General features: G+C 64.9%; 16 protein-coding genes. 12 read left to right on the top strand and 4 right to left on the bottom strand.

Translation table 11 applies throughout. The features are described 5' to 3' along the window. Positions 1-67: 67 nt before the first annotated feature. Genes EP376_RS14075 through EP376_RS14045 form a run of 7 tightly spaced genes read left to right on the top strand, consistent with a single transcriptional unit; the run spans position 68 to position 7,929 of the window. The gene (locus EP376_RS14075) at positions 68-1,579 is read left to right on the top strand and encodes a sugar ABC transporter ATP-binding protein (protein ID WP_127656227.1); all 1,512 of its coding nucleotides are present in this window, start codon (positions 68-70) and stop codon (positions 1,577-1,579) included. Next, the gene (locus EP376_RS14070; RefSeq protein WP_127656226.1) at positions 1,576-2,526 is read left to right on the top strand and encodes an ABC transporter permease; all 951 of its coding nucleotides are present in this window, start codon (positions 1,576-1,578) and stop codon (positions 2,524-2,526) included. Before EP376_RS14075 ends, EP376_RS14070 begins: the two co-directional genes overlap by 4 nt. Beyond that, complete coding sequence (locus tag EP376_RS14065; protein ID WP_127656225.1) at positions 2,523-3,500, top strand: ABC transporter permease; 978 nt, start codon at positions 2,523-2,525, stop codon at positions 3,498-3,500. The genes EP376_RS14070 and EP376_RS14065 overlap by 4 nt, the downstream gene beginning before the upstream one ends. A 10-nt stretch (positions 3,501-3,510) precedes the next feature. Next, on the top strand, positions 3,511-4,587 hold the full coding sequence (locus tag EP376_RS14060; protein WP_127656224.1) for a Gfo/Idh/MocA family protein: 1,077 nt from the start codon (positions 3,511-3,513) through the stop codon (positions 4,585-4,587). Beyond that, complete coding sequence (locus EP376_RS14055) at positions 4,584-5,702, top strand: Gfo/Idh/MocA family protein (RefSeq protein WP_127656223.1); 1,119 nt, start codon at positions 4,584-4,586, stop codon at positions 5,700-5,702. Before EP376_RS14060 ends, EP376_RS14055 begins: the two co-directional genes overlap by 4 nt. Then, positions 5,699-6,715 carry a Gfo/Idh/MocA family protein gene (locus EP376_RS14050; protein WP_127656222.1) on the top strand — a complete coding sequence of 339 codons (1,017 nt, stop codon included), beginning with the start codon at positions 5,699-5,701 and terminating at the stop codon, positions 6,713-6,715. The genes EP376_RS14055 and EP376_RS14050 overlap by 4 nt, the downstream gene beginning before the upstream one ends. A gap of 56 nt (positions 6,716-6,771) precedes the next feature. After that, a complete protein-coding gene (locus EP376_RS14045) occupies positions 6,772-7,929 on the top strand; it encodes a WD40/YVTN/BNR-like repeat-containing protein (RefSeq protein ID WP_127656221.1) in 1,158 nt (385 codons plus the stop codon). 3 nt (positions 7,930-7,932) lie between these two features. Here EP376_RS14045 and bhcR read toward each other — a convergent pair whose 3' ends face one another. Next, entirely contained in the window at positions 7,933-8,769 is an 837-nt protein-coding gene (bhcR, locus tag EP376_RS14040) for an HTH-type transcriptional regulator BhcR (RefSeq protein ID WP_238928845.1), read from the bottom strand. A 168-nt stretch (positions 8,770-8,937) separates the two neighbouring features. On the opposite strand from bhcR, the gene bhcA reads away from it, so the two are divergent. From bhcA to EP376_RS14015, 5 genes are read left to right on the top strand one after another with little or no spacing between them, the layout of a single operon-like run. Continuing rightward, positions 8,938-10,128 (top strand): L-aspartate--glyoxylate aminotransferase BhcA, encoded by a 1,191-nt coding sequence (gene bhcA / locus EP376_RS14035; RefSeq protein ID WP_127656220.1) that lies wholly within the window; start codon positions 8,938-8,940, stop codon positions 10,126-10,128. Further along, complete coding sequence (gene bhcB / locus EP376_RS14030; RefSeq protein ID WP_127656263.1) at positions 10,128-11,099, top strand: beta-hydroxyaspartate dehydratase BhcB; 972 nt, start codon at positions 10,128-10,130, stop codon at positions 11,097-11,099. The genes bhcA and bhcB overlap by 1 nt, the downstream gene beginning before the upstream one ends. Before the next feature lie 29 nt (positions 11,100-11,128). Then, positions 11,129-12,292 carry a 3-hydroxy-D-aspartate aldolase BhcC gene (gene bhcC / locus EP376_RS14025; RefSeq protein WP_127656219.1) on the top strand — a complete coding sequence of 388 codons (1,164 nt, stop codon included), beginning with the start codon at positions 11,129-11,131 and terminating at the stop codon, positions 12,290-12,292. A gap of 26 nt (positions 12,293-12,318) precedes the next feature. Beyond that, positions 12,319-13,284, top strand: coding sequence for an iminosuccinate reductase BhcD (bhcD, locus tag EP376_RS14020; RefSeq protein WP_127656218.1), 966 nt, complete (start codon positions 12,319-12,321; stop codon positions 13,282-13,284). 16 nt (positions 13,285-13,300) lie between these two features. Continuing rightward, entirely contained in the window at positions 13,301-14,293 is a 993-nt protein-coding gene (locus EP376_RS14015) for a type I glyceraldehyde-3-phosphate dehydrogenase (RefSeq protein ID WP_127656217.1), read from the top strand. A gap of 20 nt (positions 14,294-14,313) precedes the next feature. On the opposite strand, the gene EP376_RS14010 is transcribed toward EP376_RS14015, so the two are convergent. From EP376_RS14010 to EP376_RS14000, 3 genes are all read right to left on the bottom strand, one after another. Beyond that, complete coding sequence (locus EP376_RS14010) at positions 14,314-15,093, bottom strand: ATP-binding cassette domain-containing protein (protein ID WP_127656216.1); 780 nt, start codon at positions 15,091-15,093, stop codon at positions 14,314-14,316. Further along, positions 15,090-16,244, bottom strand: a complete 1,155-nt coding sequence (locus EP376_RS14005; protein ID WP_127656215.1) for an ABC transporter permease — start codon at positions 16,242-16,244, stop codon at positions 15,090-15,092. Before EP376_RS14005 ends, EP376_RS14010 begins: the two co-directional genes overlap by 4 nt. A gap of 105 nt (positions 16,245-16,349) precedes the next feature. Then, on the bottom strand, positions 16,350-17,369 hold the full coding sequence (locus tag EP376_RS14000) for a sugar ABC transporter substrate-binding protein (RefSeq protein ID WP_127656214.1): 1,020 nt from the start codon (positions 17,367-17,369) through the stop codon (positions 16,350-16,352). Positions 17,370-17,432: the final 63 nt, after the last annotated feature.

Below are 17,432 nucleotides of genomic sequence, written 5' to 3'. Positions count from 1 at the left end.
CTTCGAAAGGTCCCCGGCATCATGCCGGGGGCTTTTCCCACAAGACCAGGGCAAGCGAGCAACTTTCATGAACGAGGCGAATTCCGCCCCCGCCGTCCTTGACGCGCAGGGTGTTGCAAAACGGTTCGGCGCGGTATCGGCCCTGACCGACGCATCCCTGACCGTGCGGGCCGGCGAAGTTGTGGCCCTGATGGGCGCCAACGGGGCCGGGAAATCCACCTTCGTCAAGATATTGACCGGCGCGCTGAGGCCCGATGGCGGCCATGTCCGCATCAAGGGCCGCGACAGCACGGTCGGGAACCCCGCCGACGCCCGGAAATCCGGGCTTGTCCCGATCTATCAGGAACCCTCTCTGATCCCCGATCTCGACGTCGCCGACAACCTGCGCCTCGGCAATACCCCGGTCGAGCCGTTCCTGCGCTGGGTCGAGGAACTGGGCATCGAGGGCCTGCGCCTTGACGACATGATTGGCGACCTGCCGCTTGCCACGCTGCGGATCCTCGATCTCGCGCGGGCGCTGGCGGTCGAACCCGACGTGCTCCTGCTTGATGAAATGACGGCGGCCCTGCCCACGAACCTTGTCGAACAGGTGCTGCGGGTCGTGCGGCAACAGGCCGATGCAGGCCGGTCCGTCATCTTCATTTCCCACCGCTTCGCCGAGATTGCGCAATTGTGCGACAGGGCCACGATCCTGCGCGACGGCGGCACGGTGGCCGACCTGCCGATCGAACCCGGCATCGAGGAAAAGATCGTCGAGCTGATGCTTGGCGCAGCCCTCGAGCGGGGCCACATCGTCACTTCCGAAGGCCAGCCAGCCCATGCAACCGGGCGGACACCCCGCCTTGCGGTCTCGGGCCTGTCATCCGGACCAAAGCTCCGGGATGTGGGGTTCGATCTCTTCCCCGGGGAGGTTCTTGGCGTCGTCGCCCTTGAAGGTCAGGGGCAGGACGAGTTGTTCGATGTGCTCTCGGGATTTCGCCGCGCGGATGGCGGCACGGTGCGCATCGACGGTCAGGAGGCCAGCTTTCGCCACCCCGCCGACGCTATCGCGAAGGGCCTGACCTACGTGCCCGGCAACCGGGCCGAGGCGCTGCTGATGGAGCGGTCGGTGCGCGAGAACATCGCGCTCCCGCTGCTGGCGCGGATCCGGCACTGGGGGCCGATCCGTATGCGCGACGAGGCCGCCCGCGTGGGCGAGGCGATCGACAAGCTTCAGATCGACACCCGCGCGCAGGGCGAGGTTCAGCGCCTGTCAGGCGGCAACCAGCAGAAGGTCACGATCGGTCGGTGGATCGCCACGGGGGTCGAGACGCTGTTGCTGTTCGATCCCACACGCGGCATCGACGTCAGGACCAAGCGCCAGATCTATCCGCTTGTCCGGGAACTGGCCGAACGGGGCGCCGCGATCCTTTATTACACCTCAGAACTCGATGAGGTTCAGCTGGCCTGCGACCGGGCCATCGTCATCTTCAACGGCCGGGTCGTCGACGTGGTCGACGCGGCCCATGCCGACGAACAGACGCTCATGCGCGCGGCCTACGGTCTGACCGAGCAGGATCGCGCGGAGGCCGTGTCATGATGCGTCTCATCTCGAAGAACCGCTGGACCATGGGTCTGTTCGTCGTTCTGGCGCTCTTGTTCGTGGTGACGAAGATCATCCAGCCGGACTTCGGCGCATCGGGCGTGGAATCGCTGGCGCGCGCGTCCCTGCCCTTCGCCTTCGCGACCGCTGCGATGGCCGTCGTGGTGATCGCCGGCGGGATCGATCTGTCGGTCGCCTCGATGATGGCGGTCGCCAGCGTCACCGCGGCCGTTCTGATGCAGGGCGCAAGCGACGCGATGGCCATTCCCATCGTGATCCTCGTCCTCGTCATCGGGGTGATCATGGGCGCGATCAACGGCGCTCTGATCGTGATCACGAAGGTGCCCGACATCGTCGTGACCCTCGCCATGCTCTTTGTCTGGGAGGGCGTGGCCCTTCTGATCCTCAATGCCCCGGGGGGCGCCGCGGCCGACTGGCTCGAAGCGCTGATCGTCGGTGGCACGGGGCTTCTGGGTATACCCAAGGCGCTGATCGTGCTTGCCGTCTGTGTGCTGGTCGTCTGGATACCGCTGCGGCGGTCGCGCCTGGGCCTGTCGATCTATGCGATCGGCAGCGATGAGAACGCAGCCTTTCGCTCGGGCATCGCGGTGGGCCGGACCCGGATCATCGCCTATGCGATCTGCGGGCTGTTTGCCGCGATGGGCGGGCTGAGTCTGACCATGAGCACCGGCATCGGTGAGCCGATCCCCGGCCCCTACCTTCTGGCCAGCGTCGCGGCGGTCGTCCTTGGCGGTGTCGTTCTTGGCGGTGGCAAGGGCGGGCTGATCGGACCCATCGTCGCCGTCTTCATCCTGCGGCTGGTGCGGATGGACCTGACGCTGATGTCGGTCGATCCCAACGTCACGACCATCGTGGAGGGCACGATCATGGTGGCCGTCGTGATGCTGGGCGGGGTTCTGGCGATAAGGAGTGCGCGATCATGACGACGCTTGCCCCGGACACGACATTCCTGAAACGGCTCGGCCGCTTCATGCGGGACAACCCGGTGATCCCGCTGATCCTCTTGCTGATCGTCCTGATCGGCATCCTCGAATTCATGCGCCCCGGCATCGTCAACGAACGCTGGCTGGGCAACACGGTGAAATTCGCGATCCCGCTGGCAATGCTGGCCGCCTGTCAGACGCTGACGATGCTGACCGGCGGGATCGACCTTTCGGCGGGGATCGTGGCCACGATCACCTCGTTCGTCATGGCGACGCTGGTGCCGGTCTACGGGCCGACGGGGGCCATCCTCCTGAGCCTGATCCCCGCCATCCTCATGGGTCTGGCAAACGGGATCGGCGTGGCCTTTGCCCGGGTTCACCCGTTGATCATGACGCTGGGCACGGGGCTGATCGGGACGGGCTGCCTTCAGGTCTATCAGCGGTTCGTCATCGCGACCGGATCGGAGGTGCCGGAATTCCTCGCCTGGCTCGGCACCGGGCGGACGTGGGGGTTTCCCAACGCGCTGGTCCTATTCATCCCCTTTGCCATCCTGATCCTCTGGGGCCAGCGGCGCACAGGGTTCGGTCGGTTGCTTTACGCCTTGGGATCGAACGAACGTGCGGCCAAGCTGTCGGGCGTCCGGGCCTGGCAGGTCTATATGGCGCTCTATGTCCTGTCGGCGCTGATCGCCGGCATCGCCGGGCTTCTTTACGTGGGGCTGATCAAGGCCCCCTCGCTGAGCCTTGCCAATCCGCTGATGCTGCCCTCGATCGCGGCGGCCGTGGTGGGCGGCACATCCATCTTCGGCGGTCGGGGCGGCTATGCCGGCACCATCGTGGGCGCACTGATCCTGACGGTTCTGGGCACGCTTCTCACGCTTCTTCAGATGCCCGAGGGCGCGCGGCGCATCCTCTTCGGGCTGATCATCCTGTTCGTCACCGCGCTTTACGTGCGGCTCACCGATCAACGCTAGGGAGGCAGACATGGCCCCGTTCCGCATCGCAGGCATCAGCTTCGATCACATGCATATGGGCGATCTCCTGCGGCTCGTCCACGACCATCCCGAGGCCGAGATCGCCGCTCTTTTCGACCCCGACCGGGCGAAGATGCGGATCGCGGCCGAGGCCTTCGGCGTGCCGGAGGATCGCCTTTTCACCGACTTCGATGCCTGCATGGCCGCCGGGCCCTATGACATGGCGATCCTCTGCGCGGCAACGGCAGATCACGCGGCCTATACCGAACGGCTCGCCCCGCATGGCTGCCACGTCTTTGTGGAAAAACCCTTTGCGGCCAGCACCGATGATGCGCGCCGGATGATCGCCGCGATGGAGGGCACCGGCAAACAGATGGCGATCAACTGGCCTCTACGCTGGGTCGAAAGCCATGTGACGGCCAAGCGGCTGATCGACGAGGGGCTGATCGGTGAACTGATCGAGGTGCATTTCTACGATGGCAATCGCGGCCCGCTTTACCATCTGGCCGACAAGGTCGAGGTGAGCCCTGAAGAGGTCGAACGCCAGAAACCGGACAGCTGGTGGTACAAGAAGGCCTCGGGCGGCGGGAGCCTTCTGGATTACCTCGGCTACGGAGCAACGCTCGGCACGTGGTACATGAATGGTGAGGCGCCGCTCGAGGTGACCTGCGTTGTGGACGAGACGCCGGGGATCGAGGTCGATCAGCATTCGATCACCATCTGCCGCTATGCCAGGGGCCTGTCAAAGATGGAAACGCGCTGGGGCACCTTCACCGACCCATGGGCGCGTCAACCGCAGCCGCGCTGCGGGTTCGTTTTCGTGGGCAGCGACGGCACGATCGCAAGCGAGGATTACGCCGATCACGTCACCGTCCAGACCCGCGCCCGGCCCGAGGTGCATCCGATTCCCGCCGATCCGCTGCCCGAGGGCGAACGCAACGCCATCGAATACGTTCTCGGCTGCATCGCGCGCGGGGAACCTGTGGGCGGACCGCTTGATCCCGCGCTCTGCCTGACCGCGCAGCGCATCGTCGATACCGCCGCCGCCTCGGCCGCGCAGAAACGCACGCTGGACCTCTTGCCATGAGCGAGGCCGATACCGACACCTATGCCCTGCGCGCGGCCAAGGTCGCCGAGATCGCGGCCCCCGATATCGCCTACCAGCCCCCCTCGCCCCGCGATGACAGCCCGAGGATCGGGCTGATCGGGGCGGGCGGCATTTCGGTCAGTCATCTTGACGCCTGTCGCACCGCCGGGTGGAACGTCACCACGATCTGCAATCGCACGCTGTCGAAGGCAGAAGACAAGGCCGCCAGGTTCTACCCGCAGGCCCGGGTTACCGATGACTGGGCCACAGTCCTTGCCGATCCGGAAATCGACGTGGTCGACATCACGCCCTATCCCGCCGCGCGGCTTCCGATCATCGAGGCAGCGCTCGAGGCCGGCAAACATGTTCTGAGCCAGAAACCCTTCGTGACCTCCCTTGACGACGGGGAGCGGCTGGTCGCGCTGGCCGAGGCGAAGGGCGTGAAACTCGCCGTGAACCAGAACGGCCGCTGGTCGCCCCATCACGCCTGGATGCGCGGGGCCGTCAGGGGCGGGCATCTGGGCACGCTGCGCAGTGCGCATGTCTCGATCGGTTGGGATCATTCATGGATCAAGGGCACACCGTTCGAGGATATCGACGACCTGATCCTGTATGATTTCGGGGTTCACTGGTTCGACTTTCTGGTCTCGATCGCCGGGGACCGTATCCGCAGGGTCAGCGCCTCGACGGCGCGCGCCGCCGGTCAGACCCCGCGGCCACCCCTGCTGGCGCAGGCTCTGGTGGAGCTTGACGACGGACAGGCAAGCCTAGTGTTTGACGGCGCCACGCCACACGGGCCCCGCGACACCACGCAGATCACCGGCACCGACGGCAGCCTGTCGAGCATCGGGGAATCGCTGGGAGAGCAGGTCGTCACGCTGACCACGGCAGAGGGCCGGGCCTCGCCTACGCTGACCGGCACATGGTTCAACGACGGGTTCCGCGGCGCGATGGGGGAGCTTCTCTGCGCCATCGAAGAGGATCGCGAACCGGGCAATGGCGCGCGCGAGAACCTGCAAAGCCTTGCCCTGTGTTTCGCGGCGATTGAATCGTCCCGCACGGGGCGGCCTGTAGATATCGGCGCCGTGCGGCACCTTCCGGGAGACACACCATGACACGCGTTCTGATCGTGGGCCTTGGCAACATGGGCCGGTCTCATGCGCTGGCCCATCATGCCCTCGACGGGTCCGAAATCGTGGGCCTCGTGAACCGGTCGGATGTCGATCTGCCCGAGGCTCTGGCCCGCTACCCGCGGTTCAACAGCTTCGAGGCAGGCATGGAAACCGGTCCCGACCTTGTCGTGATCGCCACCTATTCCGACAGCCACGCCGATTACGCGATCCGCGCGATGGAGGCGGGCGCCCATGTCTTTGTGGAAAAGCCGCTCGCCACGACTGTCGCCGATGCCGAGCGGGTGGTCGAAACGGCGACCCGCCTCAACCGCAAACTGGCGGTGGGCTATATCCTGCGACATCACCCCTCATGGGTCCGCCTGATCGACGAGGCCCGTAGCCTTGGCGGTCCTTACGTGTTCCGGATGAACCTCAACCAGCAATCCTCCGGCGCGGAATGGGACACCCACAAATCGCTGATGAAGACGACAAGCCCGCTTGTCGATTGCGGCGTTCATTACGTCGACGTGATGTGCCAAGTCACCGACGCGCGGCCGGTGCGCGTTCAGGGCATCGGCCTGCGCTTGTCGGACGAGATCGCCCCAGACATGTACAACTACGGCCAGCTTCAGGTCGTGTTCGAGGATGGCTCTGTCGGCTGGTACGAGGCGGGCTGGGGGCCGATGATGTCGGAAACCGCGTTCTTCGTGAAAGATATCGTCAGCCCCAACGGATCGGTCTCGATCCTTGATGCCGACAAGGGCGACAGCGCCGATATCGATGGCCACACCAAGGTTGGCGGCATCCTCGTGCACCGCCCCGGCGGAGACCAGATGATCGCGCTCGATGACGAGCCGGGGCATCAGGCGCTGTGCGATGCGGAACAGGCCTATCTGCTGCGCGCGATCGCCGAGGATATCGACCTGTCGCGCCACATGGCCGACGCGGTCAGTTCGCTCAGGATCTGCATTGCCGCCGATGAAAGCATTCGCAAGGGTCACGCCATCACGCTTTGACATTAGGCGTTCCGGGGGACCGTTGATAATATTGCCCATCAATATGAGGTCTCGTCATGGCTGAACCCGGGATCACCCTCCTTGTAGGCACCACGAAGGGCGCGTTCCTGCTGTCGGGCGGGACCGACAGGTCCGGCTGGCGCGCTCACGGCCCGTTCTGCGGTGGCTGGACGATCAATCACATGGCCGGCGACCCGGCGACGGGCATGATCTGGGCCGCGGGCGGCGGCGATTTCCACGGCGCGGGCGTCTGGCGAAGCGAGAATGGCACCGACTGGGCCCTTACCCGGCTGACCACCGGAACACTGGATGACTGGGCGGTCAACGACCCCGATTTCGCCGCCATGGTCGGCTGGACCGGCGAGCCCCTGCCCCATGGCGACGACTTCACCCAGATCTGGAGCCTGTGCCGCGACGAGGGCCGGCTTTATGCGGGAACCAAGCCCGCGCGCCTTCTGGTCAGCGATGATGACGGCGCGACATGGACCAAGGTCGAAGGGCTGACGAACCACCCCTCAGCCGAGAGCTGGCACGGCGGCGCGGCGGGCCTTGTCCTGCACACGATCGTCCCGCATCCCGACGACAAGGCCAAGATGTGGATCGGCATTTCCGCAGCCGGCGTCTTTGCGACCGAGGACGGCGGCGCGACATGGGACAGGCGCAATCGCCTGTCGAACGCCGAGGCCTGCGAGGGCCATGACCATCCCGCAGCCCCCCGCGACGGCGAGACGGGGCATTGCATCCACAACATGATGCGCGCGCCCGGCGATGGCGACGTGCTTTATCAGCAGAACCACCACGGCGTCTGGCGGTCGGCCGATGGCGGGCGCAGTTGGGATGACATCACCGAGGGCCTTCCCTCGACCTTCGGCTTTCCGATCCGGGTCCATCCCCGCGATCCCGACACGCTCTGGACCCTGCCCCTGAACGGCGACATGGCCGGGCGCTTTCCGCCCGATGCCGCCGCCGCCGTCTGGCGGTCGCGCGATGGCGGGGCCAGTTGGCAGGCAATGCGCGACGGCCTGCCGCAAGAGGGCTGCTTCTTCACCGTCCTGCGGCAGGCGATGGCGGGTGACACCCGCGATCCGGTGGGCCTCTACTTCGGCACGAACAGCGGCTCCGTCTTTGCGAGCCTCGATGAAGGCGACAGCTGGGACGAGATCGCCCGCCACCTGCCCACGATCCTGTCGGTCGAGGTTCTCGACCGGGCCTGAGCCTCAGGCCGGGGCCGTGCCACCCAAGGCGAGCGTCAGGTTGCGCGCCGCCCCGGCCACGGCGCGGCCCAATGCAGGCACCGCCTCCTCCGGCATCCGGCTTGTCGGCCCCGAGACCGAGATGCCGGCCACCGCCTCGTCATGAATGTCGAAGACGGGGGCCGCGATGCAGCGCATGCCGAGGTTCTTTTCCTCCCGGTCCTCGGCAAAGCCCAGCGCGCGGGCGCGGTCGAGGTCAGCGGACAGCGCCTGCCTGTCGGTCAGCGTATGCGGCGTAAACGCCTCGAGCGGATCGTGCCCCAGGAGCCGGTCGCGCCGCGCCGGATCCATCTGTGACAGAAGCGCCTTGCCGATCCCCGAGGAATGCAGCGGTGACAAGGTGCCCGGCGCAAAGAAGGCCCGGATCGTCGCCTGTGTCTCCACCTGGCTGACGAACAGGACATTCGCACCCTGAACGATGCCAAGATTGGCGGTCTCGCCCGTCTCTTCCATCAGCTGCCGAAGAAAGGGGCGCGCCCGTTCCACAAGGCTGGTGCGGCGAAGGAAGCGCGCCCCGATGACGAAGGCTCGCGAGCCGATATGCCAGACCTGCGCACCGGCATCGAATTCCACGAGACCGCGCCCTTCGAGGGTCACGAGGATCCGGTAGATCGTGGCGGGCGACTGGCCCATCCGGGTCGCGATCTCGGACAGGGCAAGGCCCGGATTCTCGCTCAGATACTCGAAGACGGCCATTGCGCGATCAAGCGACTTGATCGTGTTCTGTTCTGTCTTGTCATCCCATCCGCGCGGTCGACCTCGGGCGCGACGCGGGGTGGATTCGGCTGCGGTGTCACCCAAGTTATTGCCTCCGTATCATTAATGAATATATTTTTCATATCATGAAAAACTTAAGTCACTGATATAGATACTATTATTCTGCAACATCGTTTTTGAAAAACAATTTCAAAAAAGTTTCCTCCTGTCCAGCCCAGGCCTAGGGTGATCCCAATCTAAAAGGACAGAGCCATGAGCTTCCAGAACCCCGTCTTCATTCCCGGCCCCACCAATATCCCCGAGGCGCTGCGGAAGGCCTGCGACATGCCGACGATCGATCACCGGTCGCCGCTGTTCGGGCAAATCCTGCACCCCGCCCGCGACGGCGTGCGCCGGGTTCTGCAAAGCGAAGCGGCCGAGGTGTTCATCTTTCCCTCGACCGGGACGGGTGGCTGGGAAGCGGCGATCACCAACACGCTCTCGGCTGGCGATACCGTTCTGGCGGCCCGCAATGGCATGTTCAGCCATCGCTGGATCGACATGTGCCAGCGCCACGGCCTGACCGTGCAGATCATCGAAACGCCCTGGGGTCACGGCATCCCCGCTGACCGCATCGAAGAGGCGCTCGCCGCCGATACCGGCCACGAGATCCGCGCTGTTCTGGCCACCCATAACGAGACCGCGACCGGCGTCCGCTCTGACATCGCGGCGATCCGCGCGGCAATGGATGCGGCCCGGCACCCCGCGATGCTTTTCGTCGATGGGGTGAGTTCCATCGCCTCGATAGACTTCCGCTTCGACGACTGGGGCATCGACATCGCGGTGACGGGCTCGCAGAAGGGCTTCATGCTGCCGCCGGGGCTTGCGATCCTTGGGTTCAGCGCCCGCGCGATGGAGGCGACCGCGACGGCCCGACTTCCCCGCACCTTTTTCGACGTACATGACATGGCGCGCGGATACGCGGCCAATGCCTATCCCTACAACCCTGCTGTGGGTCTCTTGAACGGGCTGAACCTGGCCTGCGAGATGCTCCTGTCGGAAGGGTTGGATCAAGTTTTCGCCCGCCATCACCGCATCGCGACGGGCGTGCGACAGGCCGTCGCGGCTTGGGGGCTGGAGCTGTGCGCGGCGACGCCGGAGGTGCAATCCGATACGGTCAGCGCGATCCGCACGCCGGACGGGTTCGACGCGACCCGCATCGTCTCCCACGCGGCAGAGGCCTATGGCGTGGCCTTCGGCACGGGCCTGGGCGAGGTTGCGGGCAAGGTGTTCCGCATCGGCCATCTTGGCAGCATGACGGATGTCATGGCCCTGTCGGGGATCGCGACGGCCGAGATGTGCATGGTCGATCTTGGCCTTGATATCACGCTGGGATCGGGCGTTGCCGCGGCACAGGACTACTACCGCGTGACCAACGCGCAGACCCGGAAGGCGGCCGCATGATGAAGGATATCGACCAGATGACGATCCCGACCTTCGATGACATGCTGGCCGCGCATGACAGGATCGCCCCCCATATCCACCGGACCCCGGTTCTGACGTCATCTTTCCTGAACGACCTGACCGGCGCGCAGATTTTTTTCAAATGCGAGAACTTCCAGAAAGCCGGGGCGTTCAAGGTGCGCGGGGCGTCGAACGCCGTCTTCATTCTGAGCGACGAAGAGGCAGCACGCGGCGTCTGCACCCATTCCAGCGGGAACCACGCGCTGTCCCTGTCCTACGCGGCGGGCCGGCGGGGGATCCCCTGCCACGTTGTCATGCCGCGCACCGCGCCCGAGGCCAAGAAGGATGCCGTGCGCGGATATGGCGGGATCATCACCGAATGCGCGCCCTCGACCACCTCGCGTGAGGCCGTCTTTGCAGAGGTTCAGGCGGCCACGGGCGGCAATTTCGTCCATCCTTACAACGATCCGCGCGTGATTGCCGGGCAAGGCACCTGCTCGCGAGAGCTGATGGAGCAGACGGACGGGCTCGACATCGTGGTGGCGCCGATCGGCGGTGGTGGCATGATCTCGGGCACTTGCCTGACCCTGTCGACCCTTGCGCCGGAGACGCAGATCATCGCCGCCGAGCCGGAACAGGCCGACGACGCCTGTCGCAGCTTGAAGGCCGGTCACATCATCGCCGACGACGCGCCGCAAACGGTGGCCGATGGGCTGAAGGTGCCGCTCAAGGAGCTGACATGGCATTTCGTGTCCAACCACGTGACCGACATCCTGACGGCGTCGGAAGACGAGATCGTGGAGGCCATGAAACTCACGTGGAAACGGATGAAGATCATCATCGAAGCCAGCTGCGCGGTGCCGCTTGCCACGATCCTCAAGAACCCTGACCGCTTTGCCGGCAAACGCGTGGGCGTGATCCTCACCGGCGGCAATGTCGACCTCGATACCCTTCCCTGGGTGACGGGATAAATCCCGCCCACCCAACACAGGAGACCAACATGAAAGATCGCACCGACCTTGACGCATACGAGCTGGGCTTTGACATCCCGGCCCTGCCCGGCATGGACGCGGCCGACATCCAGACGCCGGCCCTTGTGCTTGATCTGGACGCGCTGGAACGCAACATCGCCAAGATGGGGGCCTATGCAAAGGCGCATGGCATGCGCCACCGCGTCCACGGCAAGATGCACAAATCCGTCGATATCGCCCGGCTTCAGATGGAGCTTGGTGGCGCCTGCGGCGTCTGCTGCCAGAAGGTATCGGAAGCCGAGGTCTTCGCACGCGGCGGCATCACCGATGTTCTGGTCTCGAACCAGGTGCGCGATCCGCTCAAGATCGACCGGCTGGCCCGCCTACCGCTTCTGGGTGCGCGCACGCTGTGCTGTGTCGACGATATCGCCAATGTGGCCGACCTATCCGAGGCCGCGACCCGACACGGAACCCAGATCGAATGCCTGATCGAGATCGATTGCGGCGCAGGCCGCTGTGGCGTCACGACAACGGAAGCCGTGGTCGAAATCGCCCGCGCGATCGACGCCGCCCCGGGGCTGAAATTCGGCGGGCTTCAGGCCTATCAGGGCGCGATGCAGCATCTGGACGATTACGCCGAGCGGAAGGCCAAGATAGCAGTCGCCATCGCCATGGTCAGCGACGCCGTCGAGGCGCTGAAGACACACGGACTTGAATGCGACATCGTCGGGGGCGGCGGCACCGGAAGCTATTATTTCGAAAGTAATTCAGGCGTCTACAATGAATTGCAATGTGGGTCCTATGCTTTCATGGATGCCGATTACGGCCGCATCCGCGATGCCGAGGGCAACCGCATCGATCAGGGCGAATGGGAAAACGCGATGTTCCTCCTGACGCAGGTCATGAGCCATGCCAAGGCCGACAAGGCCATCGTGGACGCGGGGCTCAAGGCGCAATCCGTCGACAGCGGCCTGCCGGTGATCTTTGGCCGAACGGATGTCGAATACGTCAAATGCTCGGACGAGCATGGCGTGGTCGCAGATCCCGACAGGGTGCTGGCGGTGGGTGACAAGCTCAGGCTTGTGCCGGGCCATTGCGACCCGACCGCCAATGTCCACGATTGGTATGTGGGCGTGCGGGACGGCAAGGTCGAAACGCTCTGGCCCGTCTCGGCGCGCGGCAAGGCGTTCTGAACGCAAGACAGGAAGGACCGCCGCCCATGTGGATCGTGCCGGAACGTGAAATCGGGTCGCTTCTGACCCGACAGGCTGCCTTTGATGCAGTGGAACAGGTCTTTGCCGCGATGGCGCAGGGTGCGGCCCGCAACTTCCCCGTGATCCGCGAGGCGCTTGGCCATGAAGACGCGCTTTACGGCTTCAAGGGCGGGTTCGATGCCGCGGGGGGCGCGCTCGGGCTCAAGGCCGGGGGATATTGGCCGCACAATCACGCGCGGCGCGGGCTGATCAACCATCAATCGACCGTCTTCCTGTTCGATCCCGACAGCGGACGGGTGCGGGCCATGGTGGGCGGCAATCTTCTGACGGCGCTGCGCACGGCTGCGGCCTCTGCGGTATCGATCCGCCACCTCGCGCGTACGGATGCGCGGACGCTCGGGATCGTCGGCGCAGGCCATCAATCGGCGTTCCAGCTTCGCGCCGCGCTCGAGCAACGGCCCTTCGACAGGGTCATCGGCTGGAACCGCGACGCGGGCAAACTCGACCGGCTGGCTGCAATCGCGGCCGAGGCCGGTCTGCCCTTCGAAGCGGTGTCCATTGAGGGGATGCGCGATGCGGATGTGATCATCACGATCACTTCCTGTTTCGCGCCGGTCCTGCTTTCGGATCACGTCGCGCCCGGGACGCATCTCGCCTGCATGGGCACCGATACAATCGGCAAACAGGAGGTCGGGGCCGACCTGCTGGCGACGGCGCGGGTCTTTACCGACGAGGTTGCCCAATCCGTGACACTGGGCGAGGCACAACATGCGGTCGCGGCAGGCACGCTCTCGGCTGAGGCCATCACGCCGCTTGGCGCGGTGATCAATGGCAGCACACCGGGGCGGACAGGGAAGGACGAGGTGACGCTCTTTGACGGGACCGGCGTCGGTTTGCAGGACCTTGCAGTTGCCGCCACTCTGGTCGAGGTTGCGATCGAACAGGGCCTCGCGATCGAGGTCGATTTCTGAAAGCGAAGACACCCCGATGCCCCGCATCATGATCAATGGCTTCGGCCGCATCGGCCGGACCGTGCTGCGACAGCTGCTCCGCGATCCGGCACACACGGATATCGAGATTGCCGCGATCAACGATATCGCCCCTCTCGACATGTGCGCATACCTGTTTCGCTATGACAGCGTCTTTGGCCCGTGGCCCGGCACGGTCGAGGCGGACGACGGTCATCTGCTGGTCGCCGGGCGTCGGATCCCGTTCTGGCAAAGCGCCGACATCTCGGGCCGTGATCTGGCGGGTGTCGACGTGGTTCTAGAGTGCACGGGCACTGCCCACACAAGACCCCGCGCCGAGGCCGGTGTCCTTGCGGGCGCGGGCGCGGTTCTGGTGTCCGGACCGTCAGAGGCCGCGGACCAGACCATCGTTCTGGGCGCCAACGAGGCCGATCTGGGCGGGGCTCGGATCATCTCGAACGCATCCTGCACAACGAACGCGATCGGCCCCCTGATGGCCGCGATCGACGCGGCACTCGGGATCGAGGCCGCGCATGTGACCACGGTGCATTGCTATACCGGCAGCCAGCCCACCGTAGACGCGCCGGCGGCCAGCTATGAACGAAGCCGTGCCGCGGCCGTGTCGATGGTGCCGACAACGACCAGCGCCGCGAGCCAGGTGATCAAGGTTCTGCCCGGGCTTGCCGGCCGGATCAGTGTGGCGGCGATCCGGGTGCCTGCGATCAGCGTCTCGACCATCGACGCGACGATCCGGCTTAAGACGCGCCCCGAGGGGGATTTCAACGATCTGCTGCGCGCGACATTCTCCGGGTCGCGGCTTGTCGGCCTGATCGACGATCCCTGCGTGTCGACCGATCTGCGCGGACGGCCGGAATCGGTTGTCCTCGCCCTGCCCGAGACGATGCGCAGCGGCGCGGATCAGGTCAGGATCATGGGCTGGTATGACAATGAATGGGGGTTTTCGGCGCGGATGATCGACATGACCCGCAGGATTGCCGCGCGCCAGGTCTGACCCCGGCGCGCCGCATAGGCTCATGCGTCTTCGAGATGCTGATCGGGCTCCTTGGCGCCGGTCATATAGGCCACGGCATCCGACATCGAATGCGTCTTGGGGTCGATCACGCAGAGCCGCTTGCCAAGGCGGTGCACATGCACCCGGTCGCAGACTTCGAAGACATGGGGCATGTTGTGGCTGATCAGGATGATCGGAATGCCGCGTGCGCGCACGTCCTTGATCAGCTCCAGCACCCGGCGGCTTTCCTTTACGCCCAGCGCGGCTGTCGGCTCGTCGAGGATGATGACCTTGGAGCCGAAGGCCGCTGCACGCGCCACCGCGACGCCCTGCCGCTGGCCACCCGAAAGCGTCTCGACCGGCTGATTGATGTTCTGGATCGTCATCAGGCCCAGATCGTTCAGCTTCTGCCGGGCGAATTCCTCCATCCGGGCCTTGTCGAGCCGGCGGAAGACCTTGCCCATGATCCCCGGCTGGCGCAGTTCGCGGCCCATGAACAGGTTGTCGGTGATCGACAGAGCCGGGCTGACGGCCAGCGTCTGGTAGACGGTCTCGATCCCCGCGTGGCGGGCATCATTCGGAGAGCCGAAACTGACCTTCTGCCCCTCGAGCCAGACCTCGCCTCCATCGGGGACGACCGCCCCCGACAGCGCCTTGATCAGGGTCGATTTGCCAGCGCCGTTGTCGCCGATAACACCGAGGATCTCGCCGGGATACAGCTCGAAGTCGCAGTGGTCGAGGGCCACGACCTTGCCATACCGCTTGGTGAGATTGACGGCCTTGAGAATGGGATCGCTCATGTCGTCACCTTTCTGATCCACTGGTCGATGGCCACGGCAACGATAATCAGCGTGCCGATCAGCATGAAGGTCCATTGCGGGTTGACCCCCGCCATGCCGAGGCCGAGCATGAACACGCCGACGATCACGGCGCCGAAGAAGGCGCCCCAGATCGAGCCCCGTCCCCCGAACAGGGAGATGCCCCCGATCACGACCGCGGTGATGGATTCGATATTTCCCTCGAGCCCCGTCGACGCGGAGGGAGAGACCGAGGCAAATCGTCCGATCATCGACCAGCCCGCGATCGCGGCGATCAAGCCTGCAAGCATATAGACCGACATCAGCGTCCGCTTGACGTTGACCCCGGCAAGCTCGGCGGCCTCGGGATCGTCGCCCACGGCATAGACATGGCGGCCCCATGCAGTCGAGCGCAGAACATAGGCCAGCACAATCGTGAGACCGATCATGACGAGCACGCCGTAGGTGATCTTGGTCTGCCAGATCAGGTCCAGCAGGAACTGGTCCGTGTCATTGGGTCGGATGCGCTCATAGGTGATCCCGCGCAGCGTCTCGAACCATGTCACGAACTGTTCGTTCGGCTTGAGCCCCAACCATTGTAGCATCGGGGCCTCTTCGCGGATGTCGCGGGCGCGGATCGTCTCGTTCTTGGAATAGATGTAGTTGGCGGCCAGAACGATCTGCCAGACGCCCAGCGTCGCGATGAACGGCGGGATCCTGACCCGCGTCACCAGCCAGCCCGACACGGCGCCGATGGCGGCGCCTGCCGCCAGCCCGCAGGCGACGGCAACGGCGGGCGGCAGCCCGTATCGGAACGTGAATTGCCCCATGATCACGGAGCAGAACACCGCGATCGCGCCGACCGACAGATCGATCCCGGCAGTCAGGATGACGAGGGTCTGGGCCAAGGCGAGAATGCCGACGATCTGGATCTGCTGAAAGACCAGCGTCATCTGCGGCAGGAAGCGGGGCCCAAGCCAACCGGTAAAGATCATGATGGCACAGACCAGAACGATCAGCGGCACCAGCGAGGGTGTCTTGTGCAGCGCCCCCTGAATTCGCGTGACGACCGAGGTATCGGCCGAGTCGAACGACGCGACGTTTTGCGATGCGTCCTTCAAACCGGATTCGTAGTTGTCAGGAGTTTCGGCCATGTTTGTCTCCGTCCGTCGGAAATCACCCGACATTGTAGACGAAGGGCGGATCAAAGTCCGCCCCTCGCATTGATAAAGACTACGCTTCGGATTTGCGTTTTCGCATCAGCCCCAGCAGAGCTCGGTGCCTTCTTCAACAGAGATCGAGTCGACCCCGTCAACCGGCTCGCCGGTGACAAGCGCGACGCCGGTGTCGAAGAATTCCTTGCCGGGGGTATTCTCGGGCAGCGTGCCATCGGCGGCATAGGCCGCGATCGCCTCGATGCCGAGGGATGCCATCAGCAGCGGATACTGCTGGGAAGTGGCACCGATCACGCCATCGGCGACATCGGCCACACCCGGGCAGCCACCGTCAACGGACACGATCAGGACATCATCCTGACGACCCACGGCGACCAGAGCCTCGTAGGCGCCTGCGGCGGCGGGCTCGTTGATCGTGTAGACGACGTTGATGTCGGGATCTGCGGCAAGGCAGGTCTCCATCGCGGTGCGTCCACCCTCTTCGTTGCCCGCGGTCACCTCGTTGCAGATGATGCGTTCATCGGTTTCGTCGCCCCACATGTTGGGATCGACGACATCGATGCCGAACCCGGTCAGGAAGCCCTGATCGCGGAGCACGCCCACGGTCGGCTGGCTGATCGCAAGGTCGAGCATCGCGATCTTGGCATCTGCGGCAGCGTCGCCCATGGCGGCGGCAGCCCAACGACCGATGAGTTCGCCGGCAAGGAAATTGTCGGTGGCAAAGGTCGCGTCAGCCGCGTCGATCGGCTCCAGCGGTGTGTCGAGTGCGATCACCAGAAGGCCCGCATCGCGTGCCTGCTGCACCGGCTCGACGATGGCCGCAGTGTCGGAGGCGGTGATCAGGATACCCGAGGCGCCATTGGCGATGCAGGTTTCGATCGCCGCAACCTGGCTTTCGTGGTCGCCGTCAACCGTGCCGGCATAGGAGTTGAGCGAAATGCCCAGTTCTTCCGCCTTGGCCTCGGCGCCTTCGCGCATCTTGACGAAGAAGGGGTTGGTGTCGGTCTTGGTGATAAGGCAAGCGCTGACGCCGTGGGCGTCGGCCATTGCGGTGCCGGACATAGCGGCAAAGGCCAGCGCGGAGCTGGCAAGTAGCTTTTTCATGTAGTCCTCCCTTGCCCTTGCGGGCGTTCGTTCATTCCCCTCCGGGAATTCCCCAAGAATGTT

The sequence above is a fragment of the Alexandriicola marinus genome, from assembly GCF_004000435.1.
GTDB classification, from domain to species: domain Bacteria; phylum Pseudomonadota; class Alphaproteobacteria; order Rhodobacterales; family Rhodobacteraceae; genus Alexandriicola; species Alexandriicola marinus.
The sequence above is the reverse complement of the archived record's forward strand: the minus strand, read 5'-3'. Positions and strand labels throughout refer to the sequence as shown.